The sequence below is a fragment of the Fodinibius saliphilus genome (assembly GCF_005869845.1).
Lineage (GTDB): Bacteria > Bacteroidota > Rhodothermia > Balneolales > Balneolaceae > Fodinibius > Fodinibius saliphilus.
Window position 1 is genome coordinate 1,381,307 of sequence record NZ_VAWF01000001.1, and the last position, 19,059, is coordinate 1,400,365.

Annotated in this window: 13 protein-coding genes and 6 tRNA genes; 15 read left to right on the forward strand and 4 right to left on the reverse strand. The window is 41.1% G+C overall.

Annotated elements, in window-relative coordinates; translation table 11 throughout:
• Positions 1–57: 57 nt before the first annotated feature.
• The 3 genes from rpsT to FCN14_RS05815 all read left to right on the forward strand — a co-directional run bounded on the left by rpsT (position 58) and on the right by FCN14_RS05815 (position 4,978).
• Positions 58–309, forward strand: coding sequence for a 30S ribosomal protein S20 (rpsT, locus tag FCN14_RS05805; RefSeq protein WP_138430220.1), 252 nt, complete (start codon positions 58–60; stop codon positions 307–309).
• Between the two features lie 13 nt (positions 310–322).
• Positions 323–1,846: a 2,3-bisphosphoglycerate-independent phosphoglycerate mutase gene (gene gpmI / locus FCN14_RS05810; RefSeq protein WP_138430222.1), complete on the forward strand. Its 1,524-nt coding sequence runs from the start codon at positions 323–325 to the stop codon at positions 1,844–1,846.
• Positions 1,847–2,365: 519 nt separating this feature from the next.
• On the forward strand, positions 2,366–4,978 hold the full coding sequence (locus FCN14_RS05815; RefSeq protein WP_138430223.1) for an ATP-dependent Clp protease ATP-binding subunit: 2,613 nt from the start codon (positions 2,366–2,368) through the stop codon (positions 4,976–4,978).
• Between the two features lie 81 nt (positions 4,979–5,059).
• Here the strand turns inward: FCN14_RS05815 and FCN14_RS05820 are convergent, their stop codons facing one another.
• The gene (locus FCN14_RS05820; protein ID WP_138430225.1) at positions 5,060–6,184 is read right to left on the reverse strand and encodes a hypothetical protein; all 1,125 of its coding nucleotides are present in this window, start codon (positions 6,182–6,184) and stop codon (positions 5,060–5,062) included.
• A 136-nt stretch (positions 6,185–6,320) separates the two neighbouring features.
• Between FCN14_RS05820 and FCN14_RS05825 the strand changes: the two genes are divergently transcribed.
• The 9 genes from FCN14_RS05825 to FCN14_RS05865 all read left to right on the forward strand — a co-directional run bounded on the left by FCN14_RS05825 (position 6,321) and on the right by FCN14_RS05865 (position 10,690).
• Positions 6,321–7,280, forward strand: a complete 960-nt coding sequence (locus FCN14_RS05825; protein WP_138430227.1) for a glycosyltransferase family 2 protein — start codon at positions 6,321–6,323, stop codon at positions 7,278–7,280.
• Between the two features lie 65 nt (positions 7,281–7,345).
• Positions 7,346–7,419 (forward strand) — tRNA-Pro (locus FCN14_RS05830).
• A gap of 53 nt (positions 7,420–7,472) precedes the next feature.
• A tRNA-Arg gene (locus tag FCN14_RS05835) sits at positions 7,473–7,546 on the forward strand.
• Between the two features lie 19 nt (positions 7,547–7,565).
• A tRNA-Cys gene (locus tag FCN14_RS05840) sits at positions 7,566–7,636 on the forward strand.
• Between the two features lie 14 nt (positions 7,637–7,650).
• A tRNA-Glu gene (locus FCN14_RS05845) sits at positions 7,651–7,723 on the forward strand.
• An 8-nt stretch (positions 7,724–7,731) separates the two neighbouring features.
• A tRNA-His gene (locus tag FCN14_RS05850) sits at positions 7,732–7,805 on the forward strand.
• Positions 7,806–7,916: 111 nt separating this feature from the next.
• Positions 7,917–7,989 (forward strand) — tRNA-Glu (locus FCN14_RS05855).
• A gap of 417 nt (positions 7,990–8,406) precedes the next feature.
• Positions 8,407–9,678 (forward strand): MgtC/SapB family protein, encoded by a 1,272-nt coding sequence (locus tag FCN14_RS05860; protein ID WP_138430228.1) that lies wholly within the window; start codon positions 8,407–8,409, stop codon positions 9,676–9,678.
• 142 nt (positions 9,679–9,820) lie between these two features.
• On the forward strand, positions 9,821–10,690 hold the full coding sequence (locus FCN14_RS05865) for a universal stress protein (protein WP_138430230.1): 870 nt from the start codon (positions 9,821–9,823) through the stop codon (positions 10,688–10,690).
• 48 nt (positions 10,691–10,738) lie between these two features.
• Here the strand turns inward: FCN14_RS05865 and FCN14_RS05870 are convergent, their stop codons facing one another.
• On the reverse strand, positions 10,739–11,575 hold the full coding sequence (locus FCN14_RS05870) for a class I SAM-dependent methyltransferase (RefSeq protein WP_138430231.1): 837 nt from the start codon (positions 11,573–11,575) through the stop codon (positions 10,739–10,741).
• Between the two features lie 7 nt (positions 11,576–11,582).
• Positions 11,583–12,539 (reverse strand): glycosyltransferase family 2 protein, encoded by a 957-nt coding sequence (locus FCN14_RS05875; RefSeq protein WP_171032828.1) that lies wholly within the window; start codon positions 12,537–12,539, stop codon positions 11,583–11,585.
• 89 nt (positions 12,540–12,628) lie between these two features.
• Here FCN14_RS05875 and FCN14_RS05880 point away from each other — a divergent pair, with 89 nt between their 5' ends.
• The 3 genes from FCN14_RS05880 to FCN14_RS05890 all read left to right on the forward strand — a co-directional run bounded on the left by FCN14_RS05880 (position 12,629) and on the right by FCN14_RS05890 (position 17,500).
• Positions 12,629–12,949 carry a MerR family transcriptional regulator gene (locus tag FCN14_RS05880; protein WP_138430233.1) on the forward strand — a complete coding sequence of 107 codons (321 nt, stop codon included), beginning with the start codon at positions 12,629–12,631 and terminating at the stop codon, positions 12,947–12,949.
• Positions 12,950–13,025: 76 nt separating this feature from the next.
• Positions 13,026–13,907, forward strand: coding sequence for an MBL fold metallo-hydrolase (locus FCN14_RS05885; protein ID WP_138430235.1), 882 nt, complete (start codon positions 13,026–13,028; stop codon positions 13,905–13,907).
• 212 nt (positions 13,908–14,119) lie between these two features.
• Positions 14,120–17,500 (forward strand): DUF4175 family protein, encoded by a 3,381-nt coding sequence (locus FCN14_RS05890; RefSeq protein ID WP_138430237.1) that lies wholly within the window; start codon positions 14,120–14,122, stop codon positions 17,498–17,500.
• 782 nt (positions 17,501–18,282) lie between these two features.
• Here FCN14_RS05890 and FCN14_RS05895 read toward each other — a convergent pair.
• The gene (locus tag FCN14_RS05895) at positions 18,283–19,041 is read right to left on the reverse strand and encodes an HAD hydrolase family protein (RefSeq protein WP_138430239.1); all 759 of its coding nucleotides are present in this window, start codon (positions 19,039–19,041) and stop codon (positions 18,283–18,285) included.
• Positions 19,042–19,059: the final 18 nt, after the last annotated feature.

Here is a 19,059-nt window from a genome sequence, read left to right on the forward strand (position 1 = left end):
GGCGAGGAAGATGATACGAATTAATTTGAAGAACTGATAAGAACATTTTATAAAAATATGCCACAACATAAGTCTGCAGTAAAGCGAGTCCGTCAAAACGAAAAACGTCGTCAACGTAACCAAGGTCAACTTTCTAAGATGAAGACCTTGATCAAAAAAGCGTTAGAAACGACTGAAAAAGAAGAGGCAGAGAAAGCATTTAAAAAAGCTAGCTCTTACCTCGACAAAATGGCTGCCAAAGATCTCGTTCACGAGAACTTTGCCGCACGAAGGAAATCAAAAATTGCTAAGCACGTTAATAACCTGTAAGCACTGAAGCACTTTGGCTGACCCGAACGAAAAAGCACTTCTTATTATACTGGATGGTTTCGGGTTAGCCGAAAATCCCGAAGTAAGCGCTATTGATAAAGCGCAAAAACCATTCATTGAGTCCCTTTTTCGGGATAATCCCCATTCTGAGCTCTCTGCCAGCGGCAGAGATGTTGGGCTCCCTAATGGGCAGTTTGGCAATTCCGAGGTTGGACACCTTAATATAGGTGCTGGCCGTATTGTGCCACAGGAATTAACTCGACTCAATAAAGCTATTGAAGATGGGAGCTTTTTTGAGAATCAAGCGCTCTCATCTGCTTTTAAAAAAGCTAAAGAGAATGGTCGTATCCATATTATGGGATTATTCTCTGATGGCGGTGTTCACAGCCATAACGACCATTTATTTGCCCTACTTAGGTTTGCCCATTCTCAAGGTATTGACAATACCTACGTGCATGCCTTTACTGATGGTCGTGACACTTCTCCCCATGGTGGATTAGCATATACAAAAGAATTTAATGAACAGGCCGAGCAAATTGGGACTGGTAAAATTGCTTCTATTGTCGGGCGATATTATGCTATGGATCGGGATAATCGGTGGGAGCGAACCAAATTAGCCTACGATCTTCTTGTACATGGTGAAGGTCAAGAATTTGACGACCCTGAAGAAGCCCTGCAATCATCTTATGATGAAGATATTACCGATGAGTTTGTAAAACCCAAACTTATTGATCAATCTCCAGACTCTCGCATACAAGAAGGAGATGTGATCATCTTTTATAACATCCGAGGGGACCGGGCCCGACAAATCACTCGCGCCCTCACTGAAGACAACTTTGATGAATTTGACGTAGAAGACAGCCTCAACCTCCATTATACTACGTTCACCTCTTATGATGATACCTTCCAACATGTGGAAGTAGCCTACCCTCCCCTGCAACTCAAAAACACACTGGGAGAAGTAGTAAGTAAGCACGGCTTGCAGCAGCTCCGTATTGCCGAAACAGAAAAATATCCCCATGTAACATACTTCTTTAACGGCGGAGAGGAAGACCCTGTCGAAGGCGAACACCGCATAATGATTCCCAGCCCACAGGTAGCAACATATGACCTGCAACCCGAAATGAGTGCTCCCAAAGTAACCGACGCTTTGTGCGAGCAGTTACAAACCGAAAATAACGGTTTATGCATCCTTAACTATGCTAATCCTGATATGGTGGGACACACCGGTGATATGGAAGCAACAATAGAAGCCGTTGAAACTATAGATAAACTGCTCGAAAAGGTTGTTAAAACCGCCACTGCCCATGACTATAAAATCTTAGTTATTGCAGACCATGGAAATGCTGACTGCTTGATTAACGAAGATGGATCACCCCATACTGCACATACCTCGGCGAATGTACCTGCCCTTATCATAAATGAACCGCGAGCTACTGAGATGAAAGATGGGATTTTAGCTGATGTAGCTCCTACATTATTAAAATTTCTGAACATTGAACAACCTGTAGAGATGACCGGCACCCCTCTCTTTTAGCTATTTCCTGTATCCACAGAAAATAGGTCAAGTCCTAAGTATTTCCTGAGTATTGTATAATCTGTATATTTAATTGACTCCAATCAACTACCATATAGCTATAGTGGGCTTTAGCTGTTGGACACTCCTATTCTTCTTTATCTACTTGAGAAAAATAGTATAAGCACATAATCTTCATTTCTTTGGAGTACAGCTTTACCAAACCAATCTTTTGTTAAAGTCCTCACCTGATTTCACCTATTTTTTTGGTGAAATTTTACTATCTTAAAAAGGAGGATTGAAAAAGGAAGTTCATATATAAATCGGTTTATCCCTTGCTTATAGGAAGATACCATTATACATGATTTATCAAATTCCTGATAAAAATCATCTGACTTTCTATTGATGGTATTTATTGTTTCAGTTTGCTTTTGCATGCTGCCACTACTACTTTCGTTAAAAGAATATGAACTAAATAATTCGCTCACTCGTTTTACCGATTGAAACCTAACCCAAAAACTACAAGAAGGTTCGTTTTATATGGAGGGTAATTTCTCTAGCAAAGTTCGAGATGTAATTCAATTTAGTCGCGAAGAAGCATTGCGTCTCGGGCACGACTATATCGGAACAGAACACCTCATTCTCGGAATCGTACGTCTTGGAGAAGGTGTTGCCGTTAAAATACTTAAGAATTTGAACTGTGATCTTTTCAAACTAAAAAAGACCGTTGAAGATACTGTTCGCGGAACAGGTGGTTCAGTAAAAGTGGGTAATATTCCACTTACCAAACAAGCTGAAAAAGTACTCCGTATTACCTATTTGGAGGCTAAACTTTATAAAAGTGATACTATCGGCACGGAACATTTGTTGCTCTCGCTATTACGGGACGATGAAAATATTGCTGCACAAATCTTACAGCAATTCAACATTTCGTACGATGCCGTGCGTGAAGAACTTGATCTTATTATATCAGGAAAATCTTCGGATGAAAAAAGTGCTGACTCAAGCTCTGTTTCTGCCAGTCTATCTTCATCTAAAGGTTCACAATCGTCCGGAAGCTCCAGAGAAAAGAAAATGGAAAAATCAAAAACTCCTGTACTCGATAATTTTGGCCGTGACTTAACGCAATTAGCTGAAGATGGAAAACTCGATCCCATCATAGGGCGAGAAGATGAAATTGAACGTGTTGCCCAGGTTTTAAGCCGACGAAAGAAAAACAACCCCGTACTTATTGGGGAACCCGGTGTTGGTAAGACAGCAATTGCTGAAGGGTTGGCCTCGCGTATAATTGAACGAAAAGTTTCTCGTGTACTCTATGACAAAAGGGTGATCGCTCTTGACCTTGCTGCACTTGTTGCCGGTACCAAGTACCGTGGACAATTTGAAGAGCGAATGAAAGCAGTAATGGGAGAGCTCGAGAAGACAAAGAATGTGATTCTCTTTATTGATGAACTTCATACTATTGTTGGCGCCGGCGGTGCTAGCGGATCGCTTGATGCCTCAAATATGCTTAAACCTGCACTCGCTCGCGGCGAAGTTCAGGCTATTGGTGCAACTACGCTTAACGAATATCGCCAGCATATTGAAAAAGACGGCGCTTTGGAACGACGCTTCCAGAAAATCATGGTTGATCCAACTACTCCTGAAGAAACCATTGAAATTCTTTCTCAGATTAAAGAAAAATACGAGAATCACCACAGTGTCGCCTATTCAGATAAAGCAATCGAAGCATGTGTTAGCTTAACAGATCGGTATGTGACCGACCATTTCTTGCCCGACAAAGCAATTGATGCGCTGGATGAAGCAGGTGCTCGTGTACATCTTTCCAATATCCATGTACCACAGCATATTATCGACCTTGAAGAAAAAATTGAGGAAACAAGCGATAAGAAAAACGGCATGGTTAAGAAGCAGCGTTTTGAAGAAGCTGCTCGCCTCCGGGATAAAGAAAAACGTTTAAATGAAGAGCTGGAGGAAGCCCAAAAGAAATGGGAGAAAGAATCTGAGGAGATTGTTTACGATGTTGAAGAAGCAGACGTAGCTCATGTTGTAGGTATGATGAGCGGCGTACCCGTTAGTAAGATCAATGAAAGTGAAAGCAAGAAGTTGGTCAAGATGAAGGAGGAACTCTCCAAACAGATTATTGGCCAGAACGAAGCTATCGTTAAACTTACTAAAGCGATAAAGCGAACACGTGCCGGACTTAAAGATCCTACACGTCCTATTGGTTCATTTATATTCCTTGGGCCTACTGGTGTGGGTAAAACAGAAATGGCTAAAGTTCTTGCTGAATATCTCTTTGACAAAGAGGATGCGCTCATTCGTATCGATATGAGTGAGTATATGGAGAAATTTTCCGTATCACGACTTGTCGGTGCACCTCCAGGCTATGTTGGTTATGAAGAAGGTGGTATGCTTACTGAAAAAGTTCGTCGTAAACCATATAGTGTTGTTCTTCTCGATGAAATTGAGAAAGCACACCCTGACGTCTTCAATATCTTACTACAAGTTCTTGACGATGGTATTCTCACAGATAGTTTGGGGCGTAAAGTAGACTTCCGTAATACCATTATCATCATGACTTCTAATATTGGAGCTCGTGATATTCGTAATCTTGGAGAAGGAATTGGATTCTCTACCGGGGAATCAAGCTTCGACTACGAACAGATGAAATCGACAATACAGGATGCCCTTAAAAAGGTATTTAATCCTGAATTCTTAAATCGTATTGATGATGTCATCACTTTCCGTTCGCTTGAGAAAGAAGATATCTTCCAGATTATCGATATTCTTTCTGATGATCTCTTCGAACGTATTCATAATCTTGGTTTTGAAGTTACGGTAACACAAGGAGCCAAAGACTTCTTAAGTGATAAAGGATTTGATCAGAAGTATGGTGCTCGTCCGTTGAAGCGTGCCATTCAAAAATATGTTGAAGAGCCGCTTGCCGAAGAGCTGCTTGAAGCTGATCATACCGAAGGTTCAGAAATCAGGATAAAAATGAATAAGTCGCGAGATGGACTAACATTTGACTGGAATGAAGCTGATGATTCGGCAAGTACCGATGAGGATGAAGAAAAAAAGACAACCTCAAAAGATGGTAATACTGATGACGGTGAAGAGTCAAAATCTGAAGCTAAAACTTCTGAATAACTCCTTTCGGACTTAATATTAAAAAACAAAAAGGCCTCCGGTTGGAGGCCTTTTTTAATGAAGTATATTTTACCTCTGATTTTAAAAGTCTGCTTTAATGCGGACTCTTTTGCTTCCACCGTTCAACTGATAATTATCAGCCGACAGACGTTCAATAGAAGCATCTGAAGCCTTTAAAAAACCAACAGAAGAACCAAATTCCTCAGTTGTTATAGACCTCTTCTTCAAGTTAATTCCACGAAACTCAACATTGCTGAGTACACCGGCTGTTGTAGTATAATTGCCTGTTACAGCTAAAATTAGGTTATCTTCTGCAAAATAATCAGCAAGAAATACCGGAGACCTAAAACTTGTAGCACCCAGGCTTTCTCCACTCAGCACATTATGTACCATTACCCGCCCACCGGAATACAGGGTGATAAATTCATGATCTGCAGAAAAAGAAGCTCCAATTAAATTCTTATCTGTTGTAATCGTGTTTAACTCGTTACCAAAACGATCCATAATAATTGCCTGGTCGTCAGAACCTTGCTTAGCAGTTATTACTGCCATCACATTACCGTCATCAGAAAGTTCTAAACTTTTAATATACCGGTCACTACTGTAATGAATATCCCGAAATCGCCCGTTAGCCATCTTCAATTTAACCTGTGAGGCAAAGTTATTATCCCTTTTAATTTTAGGACTATAAATAATCATCGTCTTCTGATCATTACTTATTGCCACTTCTGAAATTTGTTCTCCTTGCTTACTTTGTGAACTGCTCGACATATTATCCGATATATTTCCTGAGCGTCCATAAAATGTGAAATTAGCAATATTATCGCGGAGCAAAACATCCCCATTATCAGCAGGATAAACGGCAATAGAAGGATCATTATCCCCTAAAATAATAGAAGAAAACTCATCTAGCTTTTCTCCATCCGGACTATAAACTGATATTTGACCTTTCTCCCCGCTTCGTTTCAATACACTAATGATGGTATTAGCCGGTGAAACTCCCAAAACCTCATAACTATTGATTGTAGTACCAGATTCTAGAAATCGAATAGCTGTTGAATTTATAACGACCTCTGAATCATCCAACAAAAAGGTAGAAGTAGAATTATTTGTAGTAGGTGGAACAACAGACAGATCAAGAGACTGCCCAAATACAGTGACAGGCAGCAATAACAAAATTAACGCTCGAAAAATATGGGTAACCATAAATCAGTGTACATTTCATGTTAAAAATTTGACCTTTAAAGAACGTAATTATTTACCAGAGTTTCAGAACCGATCAACTATAATTCTATAATAATTATTTGTAGTTTTGCTCTATTCAAAATTTTAAAAATCTATTATGTTATTTTCTGTAGTAATTCCTGTATATAACCGTCCCGAAGAGGTAGATGAACTGCTGGAAAGTCTTACCAAACAGTCATATAAAAATTTCGAAGTACTCATTATTGAAGATGGATCAGAAGAGCCATGCAAGGATATTGTTAAACAGTACGAAGAATCTCTTGATATCCGCTACTTTTACAAAGAAAACTCTGGTCAGGGTTTTAGTCGAAACTATGGCTTTGAGCGTGCAAATGGTGATTATTTTATTGTTTTTGATTCTGACTGCCTGATTCCAGAACATTATTTTGAAACAGTCACCCAATATTTAAAAAAACATCCGCTTGATGCTTTTGGCGGACCTGATCGTGAGCATGAAAGTTTTACGCCCACCCAAAAAGCGATAAGCTATGCCATGACCTCCCCTATCACTACCGGAGGTACCCGAGGCAACAAGAAACATATAGGGACTTTCCATCCACGTAGTTTTAATATGGGTATTTCACGAGAAGTTTATAAAAAGACCGGCGGCTACCGTATTACCAGGATGGGTGAGGATATTGAGTTTAGCATTCGAATAATAGAACACGGATTTACCACGGGTCTAATCCCAGATGCATATGTTTATCACAAACGCCGAACAGATTTATCACAATTTTTCCACCAGCTTCATTTTTTTGGCAGAGCCCGTATAAATATAAGTCGGTTCTATCCCTCAGAATTAAAACTCATTCATACCATTCCCGCACTTTTTACCCTTGTCACATTGGTATTGCTAACCCTCCCATTTTGGGCCCCATTCTTTTTCAAAATATCAATAATTCCGTTCCTCGCACTGTTCATTTTAATTTTTGCACATGCATCCATAAAAAATAAAAGTGTAGAAATAGGCATACTCAGTTCAGTTGCTTCATTTATCCAGCTTACGGCCTATGGTATTGGTTTTATGGAAGAATTAGTTGTAAAGCTTAGGGAGTAAATTCATTTCAATTTGAAATTGATTTGAGACTATAAGACTCTTATATTTGACATCTTTCTGAAACACGGGGAGTGGCGCAGTCCGGTAGCGCATTCGCTTTGGGAGCGAAGGGTCGCAGGTTCAAATCCTGTCTCCCCGACAATATGTCTTTTGAAAGAGATAATTGAGATCAATATCAAAAGACAGACAGGAGCGCCCGTAGCTCAACTGGATAGAGCAACTCCCTTCTAAGGAGTAGGTTACAGGTTCGAGTCCTGTCGGGCGTACTGAAGACGCCTTAAATATGGCGACGTGGCCGAGTGGTTAGGCAGAGGTCTGCAAAACCTCCTACGGCGGTTCGATCCCGCCCGTCGCCTCTTCGAAACTAGATGCCGCGTTCGTCTAGGGGTTTAGGACGCCGCCCTTTCACGGCGGTAGCACGGGTTCGAATCCCGTACGCGGTACTGATACGGAGCTTGTAGCTCAGTTGGTTAGAGCGCCAGGTTGTGGCCCTGGAGGCCGTGGGTTCAAATCCCATCAGGCTCCCACTTTTTTTAGAAGCTTTAGGTTGTATTAATACCTAAAATAGTGTATCATTGCTGCCTTCGATTTTGCTTTGTTGACGGAATGTCGACAAAGCTTTTTTACTGACTTTATGCCGCGTTCGTCTAGGGGTTTAGGACGCCGCCCTTTCACGGCGGTAGCACGGGTTCGAATCCCGTACGCGGTACTCAAATACAAAAGCCCTTGCAAATATAAGTTTGCAAGGGCTTTTTTGTTTTTAGAAGATGGATAATTCCAATTATAGAATTGTTTGTTAATCGCCTTTCCATTACAAGAATATCCTGCCTTATTCGTTTCCTATATCTAAAAAAGGTTTTTTTTATCCTTTTAATTCAATGTATAACTCTTTCATGAAGATCCTGAAACAAGTTCAGGATGAACTCTGCCAGTCCGCCTATCGGGGCCCCTGACAAAAAATGGATATCCTAAATCCTAAATGATAGTAAGTAAAGAATGTAAGGAGAGAACAAAAGAGAGTCTCTTATAAAAGAAAAAACAATTAAAGCCAATAAGGTCTTTTTAACTATTTTTAAACCTGAAATGTTTTTATCATTCAGCAAGTAAAAAGAATACTCTTTTAACTATGGAACAAGAGTTAACCCTTATTTGGGATATCCTATCAGCCCTCGGTATCGGTTTACTTATCGGTATAGAACGGGGGTGGAGTGGGCGCCTGGAAGATGAAGGAGATCGGGTAGCAGGTATTCGCACTTTCAGCTTGGTAGGCCTTCTGGGTGGAGTATGGGCAAAATTAAGCAACATCCTTGATGCATGGATTTTTGCTGTCGTTTTTCTTGGAATCACAGCCTTGGTTATTACGTCCTACATCACCGAAGTCAAGGTAAATAAAGAGAAAGATCTTGGTATCACGACAGAGGTAGCCCTGCTTCTTACATTCTCGCTGGGTAGCTGGGCCGCTTTTGGCTATCATGGTTATGCACTTGGAGTTGCAGTGATTGTTGTAGCATTACTGAGCTTAAAACCGACCCTGCACAAGTGGCTTAAAGTGATTGAAGTAAAAGAGGTATATGGTGCTATTAAACTGCTGGTTATTTCAGTAATTCTACTCCCCCTGCTGCCTAACAAAGGATATGGTCCCTGGGATACCATCAATCCCTATTGGATCTGGTGGATGGTTGTACTCATTTCGGGCCTATCGTTTATCGGATATATCCTTATTAAATATACCGGTAAAGATAAGGGTACAATTTTAACAGCCATCACGGGAGGACTCGCTTCTTCAACAGCCGTAACTATTAGCCTGGCCCAGTTCGCACGGCAGCAAAAAAAGTCTGCCAGCCGAATATTTATTGCCGGAGTCCTTGTTGCCTCTTCCATTATGTTTATCCGGGTGGGTATTGAGGTTGCGGTTGTCAATATAACGCTACTATACCCTCTTATAGTGCCGTTAACGGTGATGCTAATATTAAGTATGGGCGGTGGTATTTGGCTCTGGAGACAACACCGAGATTTAGATGAGGAACATCCGCCTTTGGATATTAAAAACCCACTCCAGTTTCTAACAGCTCTGCAATTTGGCATACTGTTAGGGCTAATTCTTCTTCTGGCTACAGCCATGGAACAATGGTACGGCGACAGGGGCATCTACCTGCTCAGTCTTTTCTCCGGCCTCATGGATGTAGATGCTATTACTCTTACGCTCTCGCGAATGGCGAAAAACGGTACGGAATCGAGTGTAGCCCTGCTGGGTATCATCATTGCAGTTATTACTAATACTATGGTCAAAGCAGGCCTTTTTATTTCATGGGTGGGTTACCGTAAAAGCACGCAGTTAATCTGGATGATTCTCGTTATTTCGATAAGCGGAATTTTATGTCTGTTACCATTTATATAGCAACTTTTATCCAACTAATACTGATATCTAAACTTTTAATATCCAGAAGAGAGTAATCTTCATAAACTTATTGAAAAAGCAACATTTTGATGTCCTTTATTACTAAATAAAAAAATATGGCCATAACTTAACCTCCAGTACTATGACTTCATCAATAAACCACATTTTATTTCCTACTGATTTTTCCAAAAATGCAAATCGTGCCCTGCCCTTTGCTGCTGAAATAGCTCACCGTTCTGGCGCTAAACTAACCCTTTTTCACAGCAGCCAAGAGTCGATGGATATGCTGCCCAGCTTCGAAGGAAGCAGAGATAAAACCATTCAAGACACCTCCGATCTGTTTCAACGGTTAATAGGCAATTTGAGTAAAAAAGAAGCCTATGCAGAGCTGGATATCTCAACTATCCTGCAATCGGGCCAACCTACTACCAGTCTTATAAGTCGTATTAAAGAGGAGCAGCCCGACTTGGTAGTAATGGGAACCAAAGGGGTAACAGGAGATCGCAATAATATTTTTGGCAGTGTTACCTCCAGTGTTATAAAGAATTCGGAAAGTCCTGTACTGGCAATTCCCAATGGCAGTACGCTGGAACAGTTGAGTAAAATTACTTTTTCCACCGACTATAAAAGTGGTGACCTCGGGGCACTGAAACAGACTATTGCCTTTGGGAAACTGTTTAATGCTTCAGTGGATGTGCTTCATGTTACCGATCATCGGGATCTGGAGAGTGAAATCAAATTCAGAGGCTTCCGAGAGCTGGTAAAAGAACAAATAGCCTATCCTGATATTAGTTTCAATTTAAAGTATGAATACGATTTCTTTCCGGGTGCGGCCGACTTTTTAATTGAGCATCCCAACTCTATGTTAGTGATGGTTCGATATAAGAAAACGTTCTGGGAAAAGCTCACAAATCGTAATCACTCTAAAGAGATGGCTTTCTACTCCAAAGTGCCCCTACTGGTATATGAGGCATCCAAAGTAAAAGAAGACGAACTAACATCTGTAAAATAATCTCACAACCGAATTCTATCCTCCACTCCCGGTTAGGTCATTCAAGATCTAATTGGGAGTATCTTTTTTGCGGGCTAAGGCATAAATACCAGTACCTTGGGGGTTAGGTTCATTAAGATCCAGCCACATAAGGGAAAGTCCTAAGGGAAGCGTAAAAACATAGTAGACTGCCATCACCGGAAGAGCCCACAGCTTGATTCTGTTGAGCCAAAGCATAGGATACTTGATGAGCATTTCCCATGCCATATGACCTTTATCTCCGTATGTATAGGCAACATGTAACGGTTTAAATCCGGCCGTTTTCAACTTTTCTTTGATATCTTCTTTACCATAACCGGCACGGGCATGTTCATCTACAAAAGAGGCATCTCCATCCGCATCCTCCTCAGAATAAATTGACGGAGAGTGCATTAAAAAATACCCCCTCTCTTTCAGCGCTTGCTGTATATTTGTCATTACTTTGACATCCTCTTCAATATGCTCAAGTACATCAATACAGATAGCGAAATTAAACTCCCGTTCATAATTAATATCAAGTAGATCTTTTTGCTTGAACTCAATACGGCCTTCAGCTATCTCTTTCTGGAAATAAGCTCTTGAATCTTCCAGGTAATCATCTTTAACATCAATTGCCTTAATTTTAACATGGTCAAACTGTTGCAGCAAAAAACGATCATACTGTCCAAAACCGGAACCGGCATCCAGCAGTGTCCAACTGCCCTCTTGGTCCAATATTGTCCCAAACTTTCTCATTATAGCTCGCACATACCAGCTACGCAGAAAAAAAAGATCCAGAATCATATAAAAAGCTGTACGTAGAAAACGGAACCGACGTATTATGTTGGCAAAACGGTCTTTAACCGGATCGTAAGCAATGCGACTCATTTAGTGGCTAAATAATCTCTTTAATATTAGGTTTTTGCTGCTTTTCGCTGCGCTTTTGGATGAGCTCACCCAGGAAGCCGATGGAAAATATCTGGGCTCCCAATACCATAAGCATGACCCCCAGCAATAAAAGGGGACGATCTCCCAACGGTTCTCCAAAAAATATTTTATCGATTGACAGATACAAGTTAACAGCCCCGCCAAGTAGAAGAAACAGGAAACCCAGCGTACCAAAAAAATGCATAGGACGCTGCAGATAACGATTTACAAACAGCAGGGTCAACAGGTCCAAAAAACCGTGCATAAACCGACCGACTCCAAATTTAGTACTACCATACTTGCGGGGATGGTGTTTTACCACTTTTTCACCAATAGCATCAAATCCTTCAAGTTTAGCTAAAAACGGAATATAACGATGTAGTTCCCCATAAAGATAGATATGATCAACAACCTCACGCCGGTATATTTTAAGCCCACAGTTGAAATCATTGAGCTTAATACCCGTGACCAGAGAGGTTACGCGGTTAAAAAACCGGGAAGGCACCGTCTTGGAGATCGGATCGTGTCGCTCCTTCTTCCATCCGCTTACAATATCCAACTGCTGTTCTTTGAGCTGCTGAAGCATCTCCGGAATTTCAAAGGGATCATCCTGCAGGTCCGCATCCATCGTAGCGATATAACTGCCGCGAGCTTTCTCAAAGCCGGCTTGTAATGCTGAACTTTTACCATAATTACGCTGCAACTGAATACCAAAAGTATTTGAATATTCTTGGGTCATTTTCTCAATAGCCTGCCAAGATCCATCAGACGAACCGTCATCAACAAATACAATCTCAAACTCATGTTGCTCACTAAGAGCTTCATTTACTTTTTCGACCAGTTCTTTGATCGATTCCTCTTCATTGTATAGGGGAACAACAATACTAAGTTCCACCTCTCGTTTATTAGATTTTTGTTCAGGCAACGTCTTGTTACTTATTTTATGACAAAGAGTTAGAAATAATCCGTCAGATCATGTATAATTAGCAATAAAGATACGCTTTTAGATCTCCTATGAAAAAACTTTATTATTCCATCGGTGAAGTCAGTGATATTACAGAAGTGGAAGCCCACGTTCTGCGCTATTGGGAAACGGTTTTCAACGAACTTAATCCCAAAAAAAATAAAGCGGGCAACCGTATTTATAAAGAGGAAGATATTGAGACTGTTCTAAAGCTCAAAGAACTCATCCAGGAAAAAAAGTACAGCACAGAAGGAGCTCAGCAAGTACTCGAAAATGAAGGGCTTGAAGAGGATAAAAAAATACCGGTCAGCGTTAAAAAGGATCTCAAAGAGATTCGCCTTTTTCTGAATAAACTCCTCGAGAAACTTTAAGATCACTCCCCACTTTTAATACTGCTTCACTGATCACTCGCGAACAAATTATCTCAAACCTCCACACGCTTTTGTAATGCAACTATCTGATGTCAAACTGGGTCCTTTTCACTTATATAGCATAGAAACAGGTCGATTTCGTTTAGACGGAGGAGCTATGTTTGGCGTTGTGCCCAAAACGCTTTGGTCACGCTATATTGATGTAGATGAGAAAAATCGGATCAATATGGCCATGCGCTGTCTGCTCATCACCTCTGAAAATACCGACCGTGTATATCTTATTGATAATGGATCAGGTACAAAGTTTAATGAAAAATTTGAATCTATATATCAGATTGATCATGATCACAGTAATCTGCTAGACTCTCTAAGCCATCATGGCTTTGAACCGGAAGATATTACGGATATTATTTTTTCACACCTGCATTTTGATCACTGTGGCGGTACTACTTATTACAATGAACAAAACGAGTTAAAGCACCGCTTCCCCAATGCTCGCTACCATATTACCAAAAAGCACCTGCAAACAGCTACCGATCCCAATGCCCGTGAGAAAGCCAGCTTTTTAGATGACAATATCGCACCTATTAAAAACTGGGATAAACTTACCCTTGTTGATGAACACCATACCTACGAAGAGGGACTTGATGCTTTGCCGGTAAACGGACATACAATCAGCCAGCAGCTTCCACGCCTCACCGCAGAGGGAAAAACGGTTGTATTTATGGCCGACCTCATTCCCACTCACGTTCATTTGCCCCTGCCCTGGGTTATGGGATATGATATGTATCCGGTTAAAACGCTCAACGAAAAAGAACGATACTTGGATCAGGCTGTTGAAGAAGGCTGGTATTTATTCCTGGAACACGATGCCCAACAAGAACTTGTGACTGCTAAAAAAGAGAATGGCAAATATACTGTGGATCAGCAGCTAACATTGTCAGACCTCAATGATTGATCAATAATTTTAGTAAAACTGGCTTTCTGATTGATCTCTGTTTTTCAAAGCCCTCTGATCAAAAAAATGACACGCTATTACAGCTGATGATGTTATAATGATGTTAAAACTGTTATCTTTTATAAAATGTGATGGCATGAATTTTCGTTATACCATTCCGGCACTGGCAGTTTAGCCCGACGTCCACTAACCATCGCTTGAATATCAGCTATATGAAATCACCTTTGGATGAGCCTACATACCAATCGATACAACAATTCCTGACGGCATTAAAGCAGAAACATCAACATCTGCTGCGAAAACAACGCTTTACACTAAGCATCATATTTGTTGCTATTCTATTATTGGGATTTCTCGGTGCCGGGCTCCTGGAGCTTTATCTTTTTCTACCTGCTTCAGTAAAAATTACGCTGGGGATATTTATCCTACTAACTGCCTCTGCTTCGGTATACTTTCTCTCCGACAAATTTTATTCACCATCATTCAAACAATTTTACCAACAGTTTAGCAAGAAGCATGCTCTGCCCCGACTCAGTAATGCGCTGGACCTCTACTACGATACCAACAAAAAAGACTTACCACTTCAACAGGCTGCGATAAAGCAAAATATCGGGGCGCTGGACCAAGAAAAAGTAAAAACACTGCTGAATACTTTTTTGAAGCAACGGCCTTCTCACAATTACTACCGTGCAGGCATATCGGGGCTGGCTGCTACACTGATACTTCTTATCATGTTTTCAAACTGGCAATCCGAAGCTTTACATCGGACGACACACTTCTGGGCAAATTATGCCCCACCCAATCCCTATAGCTTTACCGTAGATCCGGGTACCGTAACTATTGAACAGGGAGAATCAATTACTCCCAAAATAAAATTTGACGCTGAGATCCCCGAAAATCTAAGCCTGGCATTTAAAACAAATATTGAGGACGATTATCGCAAACGAGAAGCAATTAATACTGAAAATAAACAAGCATCTTTTGCTCCTATTTCGCTAACCACCTCGGGGCAATACCATTTTATAATGGATGGCTTTAAAAGCGCTGAATACCAAATCTCAGTGCAATTACGACCGAGACTAGAGCAGTTAACCGTAAAGGTTATACCTCCCTCCTATACCCGCCTCGACACCACCTCATACAGCTACCCCTTTTCCCAGGTAAAGGCTTACCAAGGATCAAAGCTATCATTAAAAGCTACTACCAACAAAACTGTTCAAGAAATTCGCCTCAGGCATAGTGCTCAAGCTGATACCCTATTTGGATACAGCGCTGCAACAGACTCGCTTACTATATCTGATGCATGGGAAGTTACACAAACTGATACCATTTCATTTACAATGACCGGTGAGGCCGGGCTTTCCAATAAGAATAATTTTCGCTTTGTAATTAGCCCAAGGCAAGATCAAGCACCCTATGTTAATATTACCAGCCCAGAAAATAATCGGCAGATGAAAACTGCTGAAGATGTCCTCCTTCAATATGAGGCCGGAGATGACTTTGGTTTAACATCTGCTTCTTTAAAATATGAGCTACAGCAAGCCTTTAAAAAGGAACCCACCCGTGGCAGCATTTCTCTGGGTCGGCCAGAAATAAGTCAGCAAGCACAATACCGCTGGGCTATTCCGGAACTTACCCCCAAGCCCCGGGATGTAATAACGTATTGGATCGAAGTTACCGATAATGACCGGTACAATGGCTACAAAAAGGGGCGCTCACAAAAGATGGTAATCTCTTTCCCTTCTATGACAGAATATATGGATGAACTGGAATCCGAAGAAGAGAAAGTGACAGAATCACTTGATGATATCTCAAAGTCTTTTGAACAGATGGAACGAGAATACGACAAATTCAAAAAGAATCTCAAGAAGAACCCAGAAACAAATTGGGAACAAAAGAAACAGTTAGATCAGGTAGAAAAAGAACGACAAGAAATAGATAAAAAGGTTAAGGACCTCAATAATAAGTTTGAAAAAATACGCGAAGAAATTGAGAACAGTCAGGCTATGTCTCCGGAGACGCTGAAAGCCTACGATGAACTGCAAAAGCTAATGAAAGAGATCAATGATCCAGAACTCCAAAAAGCCTTGGAGAAGCTGCAAAAATCGTTGGGAGAGATGAGTCCGGAGCAGATGCGGAAGGCACTGGAAAATTATGAATTTAATGAAGAGCTCTACAAGCAACGTATCAACAGGACTAAAGAGCTGTTTAAATCTTTGAAGCTTAACAGCGATCTCGACAAGATGGCCAAATCGTTGGAAGAGCTGGCTAAACAAGAAAAACAGATCAGCCAATCAGAACAGTCACCAACGGAAGATCTGGAACAGCAAAAAGCAGTACAAAAAGATCTTAAAAAACTACAGAAACAGATCGAAGAACTCGATAAGAATGCTCCCAAAAAGGCAAAAGAGGAGATCCAAAAGCTAAAAAAGGACTCCCGCAGCCAGATGGAACAAACAAAAGAAGAGCTCAAGAATAATATAGAACAGCTACAAAAACAGAAACAAGCACCAAAATCGGATCCCCAAACACGCCAGCAGCAACGCAACATTCAAAAGCAGATGCAGCAGATGGCGCAGCAAATGAAGTCTGCGAAACAGCAAATGAATCAGCAGCGTAAACAAGTTAACAGTAGAGCTCTCAAGTATATTCTCTATTCGCTGATTAATCTGTCAAAGAACCAAGAAGAGTTAACCCGTGAGACCGAAAACCTGCCGCCCCGTTCGCAAGCATTTGTACAGAAAGCGCGCAATGAAAAAAATATCTCTCAACAATTCACCACGCTTTCCGATTCGCTGTTTAAACTTTCATCAGATATCCCCAGCTTTTCTAATCGTATCAACAAGAAAAAAGTAGAGGTAGAAAATACGCTTAGTCGTGCTGTACATACACTATCAGAACGCGATAAATCGAACGCCATTTATACACAACGGCAATCGCTGGGGGGCATCAATGAACTCTCATCGATGATTGCTTCTCTACTGGATCAGCTACAAAACCAACAGGGCGGTGGTTCAGGCGGAGGCATGAGCATGCAACAGATGATTGAACAGATGCAAAAGATGTCGGGGCAGCAGCAGAAGCTGAACCAACAGATTCAAAATATGATCAATGATATTCAGGGCAATCGCCTCAGTAAAGATCAGATGAATCGTCTTAACCAAATTTCGAAGCAGCAAAACAGAATCCGGAAACAACTTAAAAAGATGCAACAAAGTGGAGAGCTTGAGTCCGGAGATCGCGTTCTCAGTGAACTGGAACGGATGTCGGAACAGATGGAAGATGCAATCAATGATTTGCGCGGCGGACAGCTGGATCAGCAACTTATACAGCGCCAACAAAATATTTTATCACGTATGTTAAGTGCTGAAAAAGCCGTTCAGGAGCGAGGCAAAGAAGACCGTCGCGAAGCCACAACAGCCGAAGAGCAGCAACAGGCTACGCCACCCGATATTACCCTTGAGGAACTACAAAAACGAATTCGAAAGTTACTCAATGATCCTGACCGTACTCAGTTTTCAGAGGATTACCAGCGCCTGATTGAACATTATTTTGAGGTATTAAAAAAGAAAGAGGAAGGAAGTATCAATTAAAAAGATATTTATCCCCTCTAGTTCCTCTCACGTTGTCACTCATCCGTAAAACTTCTATCCCGAGGAAAGCATTAAAATGGAGATGATGATGCTTTTCTAGGGTTTATAATTTGGGGTCTGAGGCGAAAGTTTGAAAAAGCATTAGCTTGTTTACCCCCCGGTATAACGAATTCAGAATTCTCAGCCGGTGACTTTTTGAGTTACTTTTTTCGTCACTGAAAAACAGTAACAAACCTTTTTCTTTTCGCCTTTTACCGTGTCCCATTCTACGTGGTCTTTTTAGCTTTACTGGGCCGACTACCGGCGGATCGTCGTTCTAAAAATTGAACAAGACAAATATGGTGGGAGCTTCTTTTCCACCTTTTGGCTTGATCCAAAAGGCTCGTAAAAAATCAAGACTACGAATTACAGAAACAGCTCCGGCCGGCAGCAGTTGCGTATTTTGATGATCCTTGGATTAACAAAAACTACTTAACTGTTAATCACCGGTACAAAATACACACCTGTCTGCTTTGCCCTCCGCTCGCAATTCTAATGTCGTTTGCGGTACCCGGTGCAGAAGAGGTGGTAAAAAAGCGGGAAATATGTTGCAAAAGCAACGGCCGAGATAATTGTACTAACCTCCTTCGATTTACAGTGATAGCCTTACCATCAACAGAATCACAAGGAGAAGTTCCTTTTGCTTATAAATGCTACGAGTAACAAGTTCGGGATGGCATTGCTTTTATTAGAAAACAGAACAACCATTTAACATCCATCATCCAAAATTCAACATTCAAACGCTACCCTACCTCCGCCAGTACCTTTCTATTATGCTGAATGATACGCCGATAAGCCATCAGCACTGCATCTGTGACCGAGGCATCCAGCACTTCTGCCTTTTCCTTGACAATATCCGCAGCATTTTGAGGAGCAAATGCATGACCTACCACCCCTAACCCCGGAATATCACCACTGCTGTCTCCAATATAAGCTACTTCATCCGGTGAGACATCTATTAGCTCACAGAGTTTGGAAATGCCTGCTCCTTTGTTGTTATTCTTTAAAATGATATTAATTGATATTTCCGTTTTATGAACTTCAAAACGCGGATAGTGCTCATCAACATAATCCTCAAAAATAGGACAAAGCTCATCAATAATTTCCGTATCAAGGTGGATGATACCGGCATCCATTTTTTTGGTAAACTCAATCACCATATCAGAATATTGGGGTATGATCTCCTCATCAAGCCACTTTTTCAGATCCGTAATCTGCCTTTCAGCCTCTTCATCAAAAGAACTCAAAAATTCCACCCTGTTGCTTTCCAGCTCATATATCCCTCCACTCTCAAAAACACAAGGCAAATCCACGTGCAGCCATTGGGCAACAGCCTCTACATACGGCATCGGACGCCCGGAACACAGTGTTAATGGAGGAACCGCCATATCTTGCCTGCTCTGTTCATTAAGTCTCCGTACCTGGGCAAGCAGATCCCAGTTGGGAGTCGTAAAAGGCTCAGAAATACAACCATCAATATCAGAAATAAAAAGTTTAATCATAGTGTCTTGTTAATCAGT